The 16221-nt window shown below is 40.6% G+C and carries 14 protein-coding genes; 12 read left to right on the forward strand and 2 right to left on the reverse strand.

Annotated features, from left to right (window positions below; genetic code table 11):
• The first annotated feature begins 31 nt into the window (after positions 1-31).
• The 11 genes from M3204_RS01790 (at position 32) to M3204_RS01840 (ending at position 10491) form a co-directional block, all read left to right on the forward strand.
• Positions 32-691 carry an amino acid ABC transporter permease gene (locus M3204_RS01790; protein WP_251477677.1) on the forward strand — a complete coding sequence of 220 codons (660 nt, stop codon included), beginning with the start codon at positions 32-34 and terminating at the stop codon, positions 689-691.
• A 28-nt stretch (positions 692-719) separates the two neighbouring features.
• Positions 720-1442: an amino acid ABC transporter ATP-binding protein gene (locus M3204_RS01795; RefSeq protein ID WP_251478112.1), complete on the forward strand. Its 723-nt coding sequence runs from the start codon at positions 720-722 to the stop codon at positions 1440-1442.
• Between the two features lie 436 nt (positions 1443-1878).
• Positions 1879-2568, forward strand: coding sequence for a DUF975 family protein (locus tag M3204_RS01800; RefSeq protein ID WP_251477680.1), 690 nt, complete (start codon positions 1879-1881; stop codon positions 2566-2568).
• Between the two features lie 179 nt (positions 2569-2747).
• Positions 2748-3305 carry a DinB family protein gene (locus M3204_RS01805; protein WP_435367711.1) on the forward strand — a complete coding sequence of 186 codons (558 nt, stop codon included), beginning with the start codon at positions 2748-2750 and terminating at the stop codon, positions 3303-3305.
• 216 nt (positions 3306-3521) lie between these two features.
• A complete protein-coding gene (locus tag M3204_RS01810) occupies positions 3522-4058 on the forward strand; it encodes an NfeD family protein (RefSeq protein ID WP_251478117.1) in 537 nt (178 codons plus the stop codon).
• Positions 4059-4069: 11 nt separating this feature from the next.
• Positions 4070-5608, forward strand: coding sequence for a flotillin family protein (locus M3204_RS01815; protein WP_251477683.1), 1539 nt, complete (start codon positions 4070-4072; stop codon positions 5606-5608).
• Between the two features lie 383 nt (positions 5609-5991).
• The gene (locus M3204_RS01820) at positions 5992-6855 is read left to right on the forward strand and encodes a hypothetical protein (RefSeq protein WP_251477686.1); all 864 of its coding nucleotides are present in this window, start codon (positions 5992-5994) and stop codon (positions 6853-6855) included.
• Positions 6856-6881: 26 nt separating this feature from the next.
• Positions 6882-7610, forward strand: a complete 729-nt coding sequence (locus M3204_RS01825; protein ID WP_251477688.1) for an ABC transporter ATP-binding protein — start codon at positions 6882-6884, stop codon at positions 7608-7610.
• Positions 7591-8331, forward strand: coding sequence for an ABC transporter permease (locus M3204_RS01830; protein ID WP_251477691.1), 741 nt, complete (start codon positions 7591-7593; stop codon positions 8329-8331). Before M3204_RS01825 ends, M3204_RS01830 begins: the two co-directional genes overlap by 20 nt.
• Positions 8332-8344: 13 nt before the next feature.
• The gene (locus M3204_RS01835; RefSeq protein WP_251477693.1) at positions 8345-9802 is read left to right on the forward strand and encodes a sensor histidine kinase; all 1458 of its coding nucleotides are present in this window, start codon (positions 8345-8347) and stop codon (positions 9800-9802) included.
• Positions 9799-10491 carry a response regulator transcription factor gene (locus tag M3204_RS01840; protein ID WP_251477695.1) on the forward strand — a complete coding sequence of 231 codons (693 nt, stop codon included), beginning with the start codon at positions 9799-9801 and terminating at the stop codon, positions 10489-10491. Before M3204_RS01835 ends, M3204_RS01840 begins: the two co-directional genes overlap by 4 nt.
• A 235-nt stretch (positions 10492-10726) precedes the next feature.
• On the opposite strand, the gene M3204_RS01845 is transcribed toward M3204_RS01840, so the two are convergent.
• Positions 10727-13612, reverse strand: coding sequence for an ABC transporter permease subunit (locus M3204_RS01845; protein WP_251477698.1), 2886 nt, complete (start codon positions 13610-13612; stop codon positions 10727-10729).
• Positions 13609-14496, reverse strand: coding sequence for an ABC transporter permease (locus tag M3204_RS01850; RefSeq protein WP_251477701.1), 888 nt, complete (start codon positions 14494-14496; stop codon positions 13609-13611). Before M3204_RS01850 ends, M3204_RS01845 begins: the two co-directional genes overlap by 4 nt.
• 176 nt (positions 14497-14672) lie before the next feature.
• On the opposite strand from M3204_RS01850, the gene M3204_RS01855 reads away from it, so the two are divergent.
• Positions 14673-16205, forward strand: coding sequence for a carboxypeptidase M32 (locus M3204_RS01855; protein ID WP_285856859.1), 1533 nt, complete (start codon positions 14673-14675; stop codon positions 16203-16205).
• Positions 16206-16221 lie beyond the last annotated feature (16 nt).

Here is a 16221-nt window from a genome sequence, read left to right on the forward strand (position 1 = left end):
AAAAAGAGCTTACAAGGGAGTTGAATGAATTTTGCCAAGTTTATCGCATGTTATAGAAGTATTCTTTGACACATATGACATTTTCATCAAAGGCATGCTGCTTACATTGCAAGTTACAGCAATTTCTATCTTTATTGCTATTTTCATAGGATTGTTTTTTGCCTTTCTAAAAATATCTGGAATTAAAATTTTGGAATGGATTGCGAATGCATATATTTATTTGGTCAGAGGAACACCATTGATCGTCCAAATTTTTATATTTTACTTTGGATTGAATGATCTGAATATCTCAGCGTTTTGGTCAGTTGGCCTTGCGCTAGCCTTCCATAATGGTGCCTATATCGCGGAAATATTCCGTGGGACGATTCAATCGATTGATAAAGGGCAAATGGAAGCGGGGCGATCGCTTGGTATGAGCACGAACCTGACGATGAGAAGGATTATCCTCCCTCAGGCATTCCGCCGTGCACTTCCTCCGCTTGGAAACCAATTTATTATCGGCCTAAAGGATTCTTCATTAGCTGCCTTCATCGGAATGTATGAATTATTTAATGTAGCCACCACAAAAGGGGCAAACGATTTTGATAATATGACATACCTGCTCATTGTGGCTGTATATTATCTATTCCTTGTTTACTTAATATCTGCATTGGTCGGACTGCTTGAGAAGAAACTTTCTGTAAGTGACTAAGGGGGAATTTATTTTGGACGTAAGAGATATGATTAACGTTAAAAAGCTAAACAAATCCTTTGGAGATCTTCATGTCCTAAAGGATGTAGACATAAATGTAAAAGAAAGTGACGTAGTCTGCTTAATCGGAGCCAGTGGTTCGGGGAAAAGCACCCTGCTCCGCTGTCTGAATTTTTTAGAGATAATAGATAATGGACAAATCATTATCGAAGGGGAAGAAATAAATGCCGATTCGCATGATTTGAACGAAGTTCGTCAGAAGATTGGCATGGTATTTCAGCATTTTAATTTATTTCCACATAAAAATGTGATTGAAAATATCATCGAGGCGCCAATCCATGTCAAAGGTGTCAGCAAGGATCAAGCAATCAAGGAAGCAAAGGAACTGCTCGACAAGGTTGGACTAGCAGATAAAGAAAAAGTCTACCCTTCCAAGCTTTCCGGCGGGCAGAAACAGCGTGTAGCCATTGCCAGAGCGCTTGCGATGAAGCCTGATATCATGCTGTTTGACGAGCCGACATCTGCCCTTGATCCGGAATTGGTAGGCGAAGTGCTGGCGACAATGAAAGAACTGGCAGAGGAAGGGATGACGATGGTGGTCGTGACGCATGAAATGGGATTTGCCCGTGAGGTCGCTGACTGGGTCATTTACATGCATGGCGGGCGGATTGTAGAAGTAGGACATCCTGATGAAATTTTTGATAATCCAGTCGAAGAGCGTACACGAGAATTTTTAAGCAGGACATATTAGGAAGTGGAACGAATGTACTTCATCGAGTCTATCAAGGGGCATCAGCATAAAAAGTGAGAAGGGAATGTCATTAGAGTTGCAACTAGGCTCGCTGATTAAAGACGGTCCGACTGGAGAAGGTAAATAAAGAGCAGCAAGAAAAATAACGATTGGCACTAATCACTTTTTAAAATAGAATGATTTTATGTAAAAGGACGCTGCCTTGTGCAGCGTTTTTTTCATGATCTTAACGTATTCAATCGAAAGCAAATGTCTTGAGCGGGAAATTACTAAAGCGACTGAGGTTGGAGAGTGAGTGTATGATTCCAAAGATTGTCACGGGCATTATCGTAAATATTCGAGGTATTTGTTAAAAATTCGAAAATATAATGGGGTGTATCTTTATTTTTATAAAGATTTACCGATAAGACTGATAAGTAAAGGAGGAAATTAGTAAATGAATTTAAGCATTTCTCAGATTAAAAAGAAAGCATTGGCATCACTGAAAGGAAAGTGGGGAATTGGTGTCCTGCTGACCTTAACAGTATTTTTGGTGACGACATTTGTACCGATGATCGCCGAAGTGATAATTAGCGGCGGGTTTACAGCTTGGATGGAACAGACTGAGCCATCTGCGTTGGGGAATTTAGTAAGTATATTTTTCTCCTTCCTGTTTATCCCATTGTCAGCGGCCAGTTACTGGTTTTACCTTGTTATTGCAAGATGGAATGACCCGAAAATTTCTCAAGTTTTCGCTGTGTATAAAGAATGGGAACTATCATTAAAAGTTGTTGGAACATCCATCCTGGTTGGGATTTTCACGATATTATGGTCATTATTATTGATTATACCTGGTATTATCAAAGGAATCGCTTATTCACAAGTTTTCTACCTATTGAGGGACAATCCCGAATACTCGGCGCTCGAGGCAATCACAGAAAGCAAAAAGAGGATGAAAGGCTACAAATGGAAGTACTTCCTGATGAACCTGAGCTTCATTGGCTGGGCATTCATCGCCATTTTCACATTGGGAATCGGTTTCTTGTGGTTAACTCCATACATTCTTACTGCCAATGCGACTTTTTACAATGAACTCATCGCACCGAGAGGCAATGAGGATGTAAAAACTGACGATTTGGCAATTTAAATTAAGCAGCTTCAGCTATTAAAATCGCTGGGGCTGTTTTTATATTGGGAAATTGTTTGGATTTTAACACCAGCGTATCCTTCATCATAATTTTTCACCTCATTAGGAAAAAATAAAGGATAATTAAGGTAAAAATCGAATGTTATTAGTTCTAGTATGTTAGAGAAATGAGGGAGATTATGAGCATTGATATGTCGACGTTATTTTTAATAGACAACAAAGAGGGTTTTACGCCTACATTAGGCCATTTGGTTTCAATGATGAATTACACTCGGGATACAACAATAAAGGCAGTGGAAGGCCTGACAGTAGAGGAACTCGATTTTCTTGTCCATGAAGAAGCAAATTCAATCGGGATGCTGCTGGGCCATATGGCTGCGGTTGAAAGAATCTATCAAATCGTCACTTTTGAAAGACGAGATCCAACGGAGGAAGAGGAGAAAGAGCTGGCTGCAGGGCTTGAACTCGGTACAAAAGGGAGAACTGCTTTCAAAGGGTTTCCGCTGGAATATTACCTTGAAGATCTCCAGGCTGCCCGCATCGACACCTATAAAAAATTTCAGGTGTTACCTGATGAATGGTTATTTGAACAGACAAACTGGTGGTGGGATCAGCCAGCGAACAACTATTTCAAATGGTTCCATGTATTTGAAGATGAGCTCAGTCATCGCGGCCAAATAAGGATGATTAAGAAGATACATAGCTTGGAACGCAAAAAACAATTAGTCAAAGATTGAACGAGGTGCCTTCGTTATTTTATAAGTTGTGGACTGGGTAACGTAACATGGATGCTTGCTAACCAAGCATCTTTTTTAATTCGCCAATTTTTTAAAAAATTGAAACTTCTTACCAGTATAATCGTATTACATAACAAGAAATAAATGTCAAAAAGGAGGACGAATAATTAGCTGTAATGAAATCGCCATACAAAAGTATTAAAAAGGGTGAGAATGATGGAGCTATTTGGCTGGCCATTAGAGACAATTTATTTTTATGGATTGGTAATTTCAGGCGTAATCACGATTCTTTATTTGTTTTTTGGTGATTTCCTTGAGGGTGTCATGGAAGGTATTCCATTTATCAATCCGACGCTGCTTTTTTCATTCGTAACGATTTTTTCTGCGGGCGGTTACTTAGGAGAAATTTTTACGCCGTTGCACAGTGGATTGATCGCAAGTTTTTCTGCAATTATTGCCCTTATTCTTGTAACTTTATTGAATGTTTTTGTGTTGATTCCATTATCCAATGCTGAAGAGTCGCTTGTTTACAAGGAAAGCGATTTAAGAGGCAGGATTGGAACCGTCATAACTGGTATACCTGTCGATGGTTATGGTGAGGTTTTGATTGAAAATGTCAGCGGCCGCATTTCAAAGCCGGCTGTCAGCTTCACGAAAAACGAAATCGCATATGGTAAAAAAGTGCTCGTCATTGATGTTGAAAATGGAGTGCTGCAAGTAAAGGTTTACGAAGAATTAGAGAATTATATATAGGAGGAGTTAGTATGGATCTAATGTTTATAGTTATTGGTTTTGTCGCTTTCCTGATCATTGCGATGATCGCAGTTTTTATCACGAAATATAAAACGGCAGGGCCTGATGAAGCCTTGATTGTGACAGGAAGCTTCCTTGGCAGCCGAAATGTCCATACCGATGAATCGAATAACAAAATCAAAATCATCAGGGGCGGTGGTACCTTCATTTTCCCTGTATTCCAGCAGTCACGTCCGTTAAGCTTGCTATCTAGCAAACTTGAAGTTACAACTCCGGAAGTGTATACAGAGCAGGGCGTTCCGGTTATGGCAGACGGAACGGCGATCATTAAAATCGGCGGATCTATCAGCGAGATTGCAACTGCTGCCGAGCAGTTCCTTGGTAAGAGTAAAGAAGATCGCGAAAATGAAGCGAAGGAAGTTTTGGAAGGTCATCTGCGTTCGATTTTAGGTTCGATGACTGTAGAAGAAATTTATAAAAACCGTGATAAATTTTCCCAGGAGGTTCAGCGTGTTGCTTCACAGGACCTCGCAAAAATGGGATTAGTGATCGTGTCTTTCACGATCAAGGATGTTCGCGATAAGAACGGCTACCTTGATTCTCTTGGTAAACCACGGATTGCCCAGGTCAAGCGCGATGCCGATATCGCAACAGCAGATGCGGAAAAAGAAACGCGCATTAAAAAGGCTGAAGCAGACAAAGAAGCGAAAAAAGCTGAATTTGAGCGTGCGACTGAGATTGCCGAAGCAGAAAAAATCAATGGATTGAAAATTGCAGAATTCCGCCGTGAACAGGATATCGCCAAGGCACGTGCTGACCAGGCATACGATTTGGAAACTGCACGGTCACAGCAAGAGGTTACCGAACAGGAAATGCAGGTTAAAATCATCGAACGCCAAAAGCAAATTGAGCTGGAAGAAAAAGAAATTCTGCGCCGCGAACGTCAATATGATTCAGAGGTTAAGAAAAAGGCGGATGCAGATCGATATGCAGTCGAGCAATCAGCTGCAGCAGACAAGGCGAAGCAAATGGCCGAAGCCGATGCAAATAAATACCGCATTGAAGCGATGGCACGAGCAGAAGCGGAAAAAGTCCGTATAGACGGTCTTGCGAAAGCAGAAGCAGAACGGGCCAAGGGTGAAACTGAAGCAGAAATCATCCGCCTGAAGGGTGTGGCAGAAGCGGAAGCGAAGGAAAAGATCGCCGAAGCATTCGAACAGTTTGGGCAGGCTGCAATCCTGGATATGATTTTGAAAATGCTTCCTGAATATGCGAAGCAAGTCGCAGCACCGCTTGGCAATATCGATAAGATCACTGTAGTCGATACAGGTGGGAGCGATGCAAATGGCGGGGCGAACAAGGTAACCGGCTATGCCACCAACCTGATGGCGACTCTTCAGGAATCGCTGAAAGCATCATCCGGCATCGATGTGAAAGAACTGATTGAAAACTTCTCAGGAAAAGCTAATGTAAGGCACAGTATCGATGCTTTAACAGATGAATTCCGTGACAAAAAGAGTATGGGAACAGCAAATAATGAAGAGAATTAACAAAAAACCGTCTGGATTTTGGAATCCAGGCGTTTTTTTGTGTGTGTTATGAGCGGGAAATCATTTTAATAGCGAAAATCTATTTTTAATAGCGAAATTAAAATTTTAATAGCGAAAATATGAATTTAATAGCGAAATTAGAAATTTAATAGCGAAAATGTTATTTTTATAGCGAACTGGAAATTATCGATGTTTTTTTCCAGTCTCGGGTTAAAAAAAGTCCATCAACTTATTAAAATAATTGGGCTCCTAACTAATCTGTGCCCCTAGTAAATCAAATTTTAAGATTTAATAAAGATTTAAGAATTTGTTTAGAAACAGTTTAGAAATGAAGGTTAACCTTTGCTTGTAAGATGATTTACATATTATGAGGAGGTTTGAAAATGAACATGAAAATATTGGCTGTAATCGGAATAAGCGGGACGGTCATGCTCGGCAGCGTGTATTCGATTTCGGCGAATACATCCGGTTATGATTTGTACAAGGATGCATTAAAGAAGACACATCAGTTGGAAAGCACGACGATGGAAATCAGTATGGACCTTTTGGACAACAGTAAAGAAGTTTACAGTGCAGACACTACGATTAAAACGAATCGTCTAGACAAGACGATGGCAGGAAGCAGTACTTTTTCAAATGGTGAAACGACAGGATCTTACGAAATGTATCGACAAGATGGCCAATTCCTCGTGAAAAAGGACAGGGAAAACAAAGTTTATTCAATGAAATCAGATGGCCGCGTTCATGGGTCTAAGTCAGATAGGATGGAGCTTCAGGAAGACATGGAAAAGCTGGTGGATGTCCTGACTAAAGATCTCCAGCAGAAGGTTGTTGTCAATGACAGCAAGGATGGCTCCAAGGAAGTAGTGCTTAGCCTATCCGAAACTGAGATACCGATTGCAGCTAATGTTGTGACATCAATGATGCTTAAGCATGCTGCAATGATGAACGATCGGACAGAAGATATGGATTCAAGCTTCCATGATGTAAAATTCAAACTCCCTGAACTAAAAGAAGATATTGTCATAAAGTCAGCAGAAGTCAAAGCAGCAATAAGCGCACAAGCCTTTGTAGAAGCCCAGGATGTAAAAATAATAGTGACAGGAAAAGATGAGCAGGGAAAAACACATCAAGTAAGTTTTGCTGTCAGCCTGGACGTGACAAATGTCAATAACACTAAAGTTGGACCACTTGATCTTACGAATTTAACGATCGAAGAAGTGAGCCACGGAAAATCGCGTAACTAATAAATTTGCTGCAGAAGGTGAGATGTATGGAAACAGTTCTGGAAGTCTCCGATCTTGGAAAGACGTTCAAAAATGGGCGTGGAATAAAGAAAATCAATTTCTCGATCGAAAAAGGAAATGTCTTTGGATTAATTGGGCCTAATGGTGCTGGCAAGACAACATTGATGAAGGCAATCACAGGCCAGCTTAAACCTGATAGTGGAAATGTTTTGGTTTTAGGCACGGATCTTGAAAAGGATTATAAATCTGCAATCAGGAATGTTGGGGCAAACATTGGATCCGGCGGTATATATACACATTTGTCTGCCTGGAAAAACCTGAAAATGATCCTCAGGTTTTATCCGGATCTGCCAATATCCCGAATCGATGAGGTCTTGCAGTTAGTAGGGTTAAGCCAATATAAACATGACAAGGCATCTGCTTATTCGATGGGAATGGTTCAGCGGCTCGGGTTAGCTGCCGCACTGCTTCCAAAGCCAAGGCTGATTATTCTTGATGAACCTGCAAACGGACTTGATATTGATGGGATGCTGATTTTTCGCAGCATCGTCCAACAACTGTCCGAATCGGGGGTCACTTTCCTTATATCCAGCCATCTCACCTCTGAGCTTGAAAAAATCTGCACCCATTTTGGCATCCTGATCGAGGGAGAACTTCAGTGTATTATCGAAAAAGAGTTAATTCCGGCCGGGAAATCGGTTGAAGACCTCTATATCGAAAGAATCGGAGGCGTTCATGTTGCGGGATATTGTTAGTAATACACATAATGAAATCGATAAGCTGATTGCAAAGAGAAGTGTGAAGTTTTTTTTTGTGCTTGCCTCAGTCATGCCAATCTTAATAGGATTTGCAGCAGGTCGTATTCAGTCGAATGATATGATTACCTTGCCTTCCCTAAGCGTCAGCTTTTTCATTATGAATAGTTTTCTTCTGGTCGTTCTACCTCTGTTTATATTTATGTCCAGTTCGGAACTTTTTGCTGGTGAATGGGAAAAAGGATCTTTGTTTCAAGTCAGGCCTATATCCAGAATGGAGATCTACTTATCTAAAGTCGCTGCCATTACGATACTGACATATATGCAGCTTGTGGTTGTTTGGGCTTCTGCTTTGATCACCTCAAGGGCTTTGGAAAAAGCAATCGTTTGGAACGAGGCTGGTTCAACATTCATCTCTTTGCTTGTTTCAATCGTACCGTTGGCGGCAATCGTTTCTTTAGCTGCATTCATGTCACAATGGTTTAAGAACGGCCCTGCTTCATTGGCTAGCAGCATTTTTCTGTATGGCTTGATGGCTGCATTGCCATTTGCTTTTCCAAATCTCATGCATTACTTTCCGACAGCTTATATGGACTGGTACCAGCAGTGGCTTGGAAATGTGAATGTTTTATGGCTGGTGCAATCTTTAACCTATTTGTTCTCCTTCAGTTCATTGTTTTTGACTGCCGGCTATTATATGTTTAAAACAAAGGAACTATAACGAAGGTGTTTATATGTCTATTAAATATCGATTGATTCTATCCTATCTTGCCATGGTCTTGGTGCCTCTGATCCTGTTCATTCTTGCAGGCTTGCTCTTGATGTTTATCTTTCTTGGGGACATCCGCGAAGTTAGTGATCTGATGCCGGAAAGCCATGATTATAAGAACACTGTGAGTGAGGATACAAAGCTGTTTGGCGAACTGAAGGAAAAATCCTTTGTTGATCCAGATGGCTTGGCCAATGTGGAATATTTATCAGCCCTTTCAGCCAAGTTGGATGAAGAAGGTATATTCATTGTCCTAAGGCAAGGACAGGAAATAATCTTTGCATCCGAAGAAACTGCCCACTTGTCTGCAGCGCAGCTCCCTGACTATGGAGCAGCCACATCATCGCGTAATATTGAGAAAATCGGCAATGAAACATATTCCCTCATGCAGCATGATTTTTATATTCCTGAAAAAGGGAGCGCTTCATTATTTTTGATAAAGGACGCCAGCCCATTAACCAGGCTGATGCGCACATTTTACCCACTTCTATTTGTCATTCTTGTATTGATCCTCGTGGTTACGAACGGATTGTTAACCTATTATGTTTCCAGGAGCATAATCAAGCCAATTGAGCATCTGAAAGAAGCGGCTCAAAAAATCAAGGAGGGAAATCTTGACCATACAATTAAAGTAGATGGAAAAGATGAACTCGCACAGTTGAGCAACGATTTTGAAGCGATGAGAAAGCAGCTGAAGGAATCAGCAGAGGTAAAGGCCCGATATGAAAAGAATCGCAAAGAATTGATTGCTCATATCTCTCATGATCTGAAAACGCCAATCACATCCATTAAGGGATATGTAGAAGGTATCCGCGATGGAGTCACAAATTCTCCTGAGAAACTGGAACGCTATCTCCAAACAATCTACCAGAAATCAATAGATATGGATCTTCTGATAAATGAATTATTTCTTTACTCAAAACTTGATTTGAAAAAACTGCCTTTTGATTTTGAGGAAGTTGATCTTAAGGATTATATGATAGATTATCTTGAGGAACTGGCATTTGATCTTGAAAAAAGGAATGTGAATCTGGCTTTTAATTACGATGGATCTGGCTGTTATCCGGTGAGTGTCGACCGGGAAAAATTGAAAAGAGTGTTTTCAAACATTATCGATAACAGCCTGAAATACATGGATAAGAAGAATGGAGAAATTACCATTTCTCTTTATCAAAACCAAAGTGAAGTCATCCTTGAACTAGCTGATAATGGTCCTGGTATCAGTAATGAGTCACTCCCGTTTATCTTCCACCAATTTTACCGGGAAGAGGGATCTCGTAATAAAGAAACAGGGGGCAGCGGCCTTGGGCTGTCCATCGCTGGCATGATCATTGAAGAACATGGAGGCACAATCGAGGCAGAAAGCAGTTTAGGGATCGGGACTAAAATCATTATTTCTTTGGCAAAGCAGGTGGACTCATGAAAAGAATCCTTATAGTTGAAGATGAAAAGAGCATAGCTGAACTTGAACGGGATTATTTAGAAATCAATGGCTTCACTGCAGATATAGCTTATGCTGGAGATGAAGGACTGCGGCTGGCATTGTCCGGAGAGTATGATTTTATATTGCTCGATGTGATGCTTCCCAATATTGATGGTTTTGAAGTTTGCAAAACGATAAGGAAAACCAAGGATGTCCCTATCATGCTTGTAAGTGCCAAAAAAGAAGATATTGATAAAATCAGGGCATTTGGTTTGGGGGCCGACGATTATGTTGTCAAACCTTTTAGTCCTAATGAATTGATTGCGAGGATTAAAGCCCATCTAGCCAGGTATGAAAGGCTGATGGCAAAGCACCGCGAACCGGAAAATAGCGAAATCTTTATCCGCGGACTGCATATTGACCGCTCTGACAGAAGGGTTTTCGTAAACAATAAGGAAACTATTTTTACGACTAAGGAATTTGATGTGTTGGCATTCCTGGCGAGCAATCCTAACCAGGTTTTCAGCAAAGATCACCTTTTCGAACGGATTTGGGGCTATGACAGCATGGGAGAAATCTCCACTGTCACAGTGCACATCCGAAAAATCAGAGAAAAAATCGAGACAAATCCGTCAAATCCAGAATACATTGAAACCATTTGGGGAGCGGGTTATCGCTTAAAAGCATAAAGATGGATGGAAACTGTTAGTGACACATGCACATATTCCAAGCATTTCATTTTTATAGCGAAAATGAGAATTTTATAGCGGATTTTTCACTTTTATAGCGAAAAATAAATTTTTATAGCGAAATTTTTACTTTTATAGCGAAATGGAAATTTTAACGAATTTTTTCCAATTTGAATAAAAGTTTTTAAAAAGTGTCTGAGCTCGTAATAGAGCTCAGCACCATTTTTCAATCTATCTATTCTCTCACCTCAGGTTTCAGCCAATCCTGGAAATATCCTTTTGCTTGAGGGTGGCCTGCTTTTTCAAATAGTTCGACCAGATCGTGTCCTGAGGCGTTCCTATTCGTGTGCACTTTGATGTAATCCTTCAAAGCTTTGCGAACTTTTCCTGCCTTCACAAGATAATCCAGTTCCAAGTACATATTAGAGCCATGTAAACTCATCATGAGAGTATAATCATTTATATTTTTAAATTCATTCAATGGGCTGCTTAAAAACTGGCTTTCTGTTTGAATTCTTGCTATTTCTTGTTGCTGCTTTATTTGTTCTTCTGCAGAACCTCGAGCTGTGTAGCCTTTTTCTCCCATATAAGTTTGCAAGGAGTAGCTAACGAGACTTTCATTCACCCATGGTTCCTTATATCCCTGGCTTCCAATCATTCCTGACAGCCACTGGCGGATTACGCCATCTGTCATGCTAAGAGAGCCAAAGTCATTATCAGTAAAGTTATAACCAGGTGAGAAAATCATACCCTGGTAAGCCATCTGTGGATTTCCTTCAGCTGTCCGGATAATATCCAGTTCCTTATAAGGTAAGGAAGCATCAAAGAGATCGGTAAAGAATTGAATAGATTGAGCGGCCCCCATAGCATTACTGTGTGCTTTCATCTGCTTATCAGTAGTGGGCCGGTACCAAACGTTTACAGCCGTTTCGTCAGGAGTCATGAACTTTTCCATTTGATAATACTGTTTATCCAGCAGGACAAGGGCAAAATCACGGACGTTTTCCACCTTAGCATTGTATTTGATTGTTTCCCCCTGAGCCTCTTTAGTGGCTATAGCCTCCTCTGCATTCGATAGGATTTCGAACTTAGAAGCAGCATTTATGGTAACGTCGTAGTTTGCTGTTTCGCTATAGAATGGGAAGCCAATCGGTGAATAAGGATCCAGGTTCCATCCGTTTTTATCAAACACAGCCTGTTTCGGCAGGAAGTTCCCAAGCCATACTGCTGCATAATCGTAGCTTGCATTACTGTAATTCGCAGGGAGCTGGAAATTGAACTTAAGATCAATTTCAGCGGCTGCCTCGTCCGCCCAATTCTTCATTTGTATCTCTAAAATAGTTCCATCCACTTTGAAATCAGCTTTCTCATTATTTACTTTGATTTCCTGGATATCGATCCAGCCCGGTACCGGTGAAGGTCCTCTGACTAATTCCCATTCAGGTCCATCAATTGGTTCCTTAAACTGGTTAGGATACAGATGGAAGTAGATTTTTTCCTGATCTGCGCCAGTTGTATTGGTTGTTGTAACGTGAAGGCTGCCTTTTAATGAAGCATCAGCATCCTGATAAGTCAGGTTGGCTTTATAAATGACAGGCACATGCTCCTTGTTTGTAAAACTGGTGCTAAATAAGTCTTTAATCTCTTTCGATTCTGAGGATACCTCTACACTTTTTTCTTTAGAATTTGCTTTTTCATTCTCGCGATATTCCGCATAGGAAAATACACCTGCCCATAATACGAAAGACGCCGTCAATAAAGTAGTTAAAACCGGCTTACTGTTATATGAGAAATATTCTGCAGCATTCACGACAACTCTTTCAGCACTGCGATAAATGCTATAGCGAGCCAAATAACCTCGTACCGTCATGAGCTTTTCGCGGATCAAGTCACTTATATAAATATTTTTTTCATAGTCCACTGCTGGCTGCTCTTGCAGACCCAATAATACAAAACTCCTTGAGAGGCTTGTTTCTTTGGCAGCATGGACTTCAGCAGTCTTAACCCTGTGTTTAACAGGCACGACTCCAGCAATATGGTCCTCAACCTCTTTCTTCATCCAATTCACTATGATTGCAATGAAGGCAATGATCAGGATTGGGCTGTAAGCCATCCATGGTGCCCGTCTGATCAGCCAAAAGTTTTGGCCAGCCATACCAGCAAGTTCATTAGTAATGCTCCTGTATATTAACCTTGGGTCATCAGTCAGCGGAGTAGGATGGGGACCGCCTAAATATAATGAAAAGATTCCCAGGAACGTCAGCACCTGCAGCACCGATAAAATCTGCTGAGTAGTCAATAAAAGTAAATGAGATTTAATATTCGGCCATACATGCTTCACCAAAGTATGAAATTTACTTGCACCCATCAGTGATGAACTAAGTACATATGGCTGTTTCTGTATTTCTTCTATCATATTGAGGGTGAAGTAATAGACGCCAGGGAGACCAATCAACAACAAAACAAGAACTTGATACTCTAGAATGACCTTTGCAGAAATCCCTAAGGGAATAGCTGCTATCTGGATAATTAAAATGATTCCTACAAGCAATGGCGGAATGTATATGAATGGCCAAAAGAAGGCGCGGAAATATCGCTTAATGCCTGGAAACCATAATATCGTCACCAGCGCCAGCATTGCACCGGCTAAAAGGCGAGCAAGGGTAATTCCAAATACCGCCCCGAGGGTGTATTTAACCCCTGCAAGCACCAGGTTCACCATACTCCGCGCACCCATATCTGTCCCAAGCGGGAAGGTTAAGGAAGGCGGAGCGGGCGGAGCGGCGACAAATTTCCCATCTTCATCAAAAATCAAAGGTTCGTTGCTCTCCGGCATAGGCTCCGTGAAGGCACTGATCAGGAACAATAGAATAATGATCGTTGAACCGACTTTGATGTTCCGGTATTTAAGGTTATTGAGATATTGAAGCAAAGCTACGAATCTTTGAAATAAATATTTAGCTAGGATGGGCAAGCGTGTTTTGATTTTTTGATAATTCAGCTCTCTAGTTTCCCTTACTAGCCACGTAATGCCAGTTTTTATATTTTTATAATTGATATACCTAAAAAAAGTGACAATTAGTGCGAGTGCATTTGCGAAAATATTCCTTACCCTTTTCATATATCCATCCCCCGAGCGTTTCCGGTTTTTTTACCGAAAAAAGTGACTAATCTCTCTATAAGGATTACTGGCAGCATAAAGACCCCGACATAAAAGAAAATCTTTACTGGAGATGCACCCTGTGTCATCAATAAATCATAAAGCTCCTTTATATAGCCATCGAGGACAAACATGTGTTCAACAAGCACCAGGTTTGTCAAAACCAAGAAGATGATGGTTTTGAAGTGGATGGAAACAACCGGCACAATGTTTAGGGTTAAATGGATAAAAAGAAGCCGTATCTTAGATAACCCTTTTGCCTGACCTAACAGAATGTAATGTTTTTCAAATTCCTCTTCCATTACTTTAATCAGGAATTGCGCAAAAAACAGTGATGGAAGGAGGGAGTTTATAATCATCGGGAAAACCAGCGGTTCTTTACCGGCCAACCCATACATCGTAACGAGACGGATATTGAATTCTCTGTAAAGAGTGAAAAGGAACATCTGCATCATAAAAATAATGAGTAAATCAGGTAGTCCTTCAAAAAAATTCAGGACATGTTTAACCTTTGAGCGTTGTTTGTAAGGGAAATTCATAAATAAATAGGCTAGAAAACATCCTATGAAAATAGTGAAAGCCAAACTTACAAAAATGATTTCAAGCGAGTATGTATACCGCTCAATGACGGTTTCTTGATTCCAGCTTTCGAAAAATTGCCAGCTAGCAGGTTCGAAAAATTGTGTTGCTGTCGCTGCCATAGCTTTAAAAAAGGCAGACAGCTTAAAGCCGAGATGGTCACCTTCCGGCACCCGATAAGCGAAAAACCTGGGAAACGAAATGAAAAATAACAGACCTGCTATTGAGGTCAAAAGTAAAAATGGATAATGAATGATCTTTTTCATAAGCTCTCCTTTGGAAAAAAATTCTTTATTTAAGTTTTGACGTAGTAAGATTATGTAAGGTTGCATAAGTTTAGAAATATTTTTTAATAATTTTGTGATAATTGCAAAAATAATGTAATATAAATTATAATAAACCGACTGGGTAGTTTATTTAAAAAGAACAAGGGGGAAGGCAGATGGAACAGAAGGTAATGAACCAATCAATCATTTTTGCGCTTGAAAAATTTACAGAACTAGATGAAAAAATCTCGCATTTTAATAGTATTTTAGGTTTGCTGAGCTGGGACCAAAAAGTTATTGCTCCTAAAAAAGGACGGTCGATTTTTGCGAATGCAAATGGCACACTTAGAACGGAAGCGTTCAAACTTACAGTTTCTGAGGAAATGGGGGAGGTGCTCAGCACTCTCTCTGCCCCGGAAGCTGAGGAATATCTAGATGAAGCGGCAAAGGCTAAGGTTCGTGAACGTCTTAAATCTTATAATCGTTCAAAGAGTATTCCAGCTGAAATGATCAAAGATTTTTCCGTGCTTACGTCAAAGGCGAACGATGCCTGGGAAGAGGCAAGGGAGAACAATGACTTTGAAAAATATCTTCCCTATCTAGAGAAAATCGTAGAGTTTAAGCGGAAAGCTGTTGAAATTTATGGTTATGAAAACCATCCCTATGATGCTCTGCTGGATGAATTTGAGCCAGGACTGACAGTTGAAAAGTTAGATCCATTGTTTGTTAAATTAAGAGAATCAAGTGCGGATTTGCTTAAGAGAATTCAGAACTCAACCTGCAAACCTCTTGCGGAAATTTTTGAACAGCCATACTCGGTGGAGAAACAAAAGGAATTTAACCGTCATATCCTACCGCTTATTGGTTTCGATTTGGAAGCAGGAAGGCTGGATGAAACAGTCCATCCTTTCGCGCAGACCGTGAACACGGGTGACGTCAGGATTACGACCAGGTATCTCGAGAATAATGTTCGTTCTGCCATTTTTGGAACAATCCATGAGGCAGGACATGGGATATATGAACAAAATATCAATCCTGAGTTTGAAGGAACTGTACTCCAGGAAGGAGCTTCTTTTGGAATCCATGAATCACAATCACGATTCCTGGAAAATATGGTTGGCCGCTCCGAGCAGTTCTGGAAATACTTTTATCCAAAGCTTCAGGAGCATTTTCCTGATCAGCTGGGAAATGTAGCGCTGGATGATTTTTACCGAGCCATCAATTCGGTACAGCCATCTTTCATCAGGGTCGAAGCGGATGAGCTGACATATAACCTCCATATCATGGTGCGTTATGAGATTGAAAAAGCATTGATTGCAGGGGAAATTGAAGCAAAGGATCTGCCGGGAATATGGAACGAAAAAATGAAGGAATATCTTGGGGTAACTCCAGCCAGCGACAGCGAAGGAGTCCTGCAGGATATTCACTGGTCTTTCGGAGGCCTTGGCTACTTCCCATCTTATTCCCTGGGCAATCTTTATGCTGCTCAAATCCTGAATAAGGTACAGAGGGATCTTCCTGATTTCCACGAAAGTATTGAAGAAGGAAATTTCAGTGTGATCCAGCAATGGCTTAAGTTGAATATTCATCAATATGGCATGCTTTATACGCCTAATGAGTTGATCGTCAAGGCTACCGGTGAAGAACTGAATGCAGATTATCTTGTTCAATATCTTGAAGAGAAGTACAGCAAGGTATACAAGCTCTAATTGTGCAGAAATCAAC

Source organism: Mesobacillus subterraneus (assembly GCF_023715485.1).
GTDB lineage: Bacteria > Bacillota > Bacilli > Bacillales > Cytobacillaceae > Mesobacillus > Mesobacillus subterraneus_B.

Bases quoted from the DNA above. Each gene is read 5' to 3' on its own strand.
- M3204_RS01795 (WP_251478112.1), top strand. From the start codon at position 720: ATGATTAACGTTAAAAAGCTAAACAAATCCTTTGGAGATCTTCATGTC.
- M3204_RS01800 (WP_251477680.1), top strand. From the start codon at position 1,879: ATGAATTTAAGCATTTCTCAGATTAAAAAGAAAGCATTGGCATCACTG.
- M3204_RS01805 (WP_435367711.1), top strand. From the start codon at position 2,748: ATGAGCATTGATATGTCGACGTTATTTTTAATAGACAACAAAGAGGGT.
- M3204_RS01810 (WP_251478117.1), top strand. From the start codon at position 3,522: ATGGAGCTATTTGGCTGGCCATTAGAGACAATTTATTTTTATGGATTG.
- M3204_RS01815 (WP_251477683.1), top strand. From the start codon at position 4,070: ATGGATCTAATGTTTATAGTTATTGGTTTTGTCGCTTTCCTGATCATT.
- M3204_RS01820 (WP_251477686.1), top strand. From the start codon at position 5,992: ATGAACATGAAAATATTGGCTGTAATCGGAATAAGCGGGACGGTCATG.
- M3204_RS01825 (WP_251477688.1), top strand. From the start codon at position 6,882: ATGGAAACAGTTCTGGAAGTCTCCGATCTTGGAAAGACGTTCAAAAAT.
- M3204_RS01830 (WP_251477691.1), top strand. From the start codon at position 7,591: ATGTTGCGGGATATTGTTAGTAATACACATAATGAAATCGATAAGCTG.
- M3204_RS01835 (WP_251477693.1), top strand. From the start codon at position 8,345: ATGTCTATTAAATATCGATTGATTCTATCCTATCTTGCCATGGTCTTG.
- M3204_RS01840 (WP_251477695.1), top strand. From the start codon at position 9,799: ATGAAAAGAATCCTTATAGTTGAAGATGAAAAGAGCATAGCTGAACTT.
- M3204_RS01845 (WP_251477698.1), bottom strand. From the start codon at position 13,612: ATGAAAAGGGTAAGGAATATTTTCGCAAATGCACTCGCACTAATTGTC.
- M3204_RS01850 (WP_251477701.1), bottom strand. From the start codon at position 14,496: ATGAAAAAGATCATTCATTATCCATTTTTACTTTTGACCTCAATAGCA.
- M3204_RS01855 (WP_285856859.1), top strand. From the start codon at position 14,673: ATGGAACAGAAGGTAATGAACCAATCAATCATTTTTGCGCTTGAAAAA.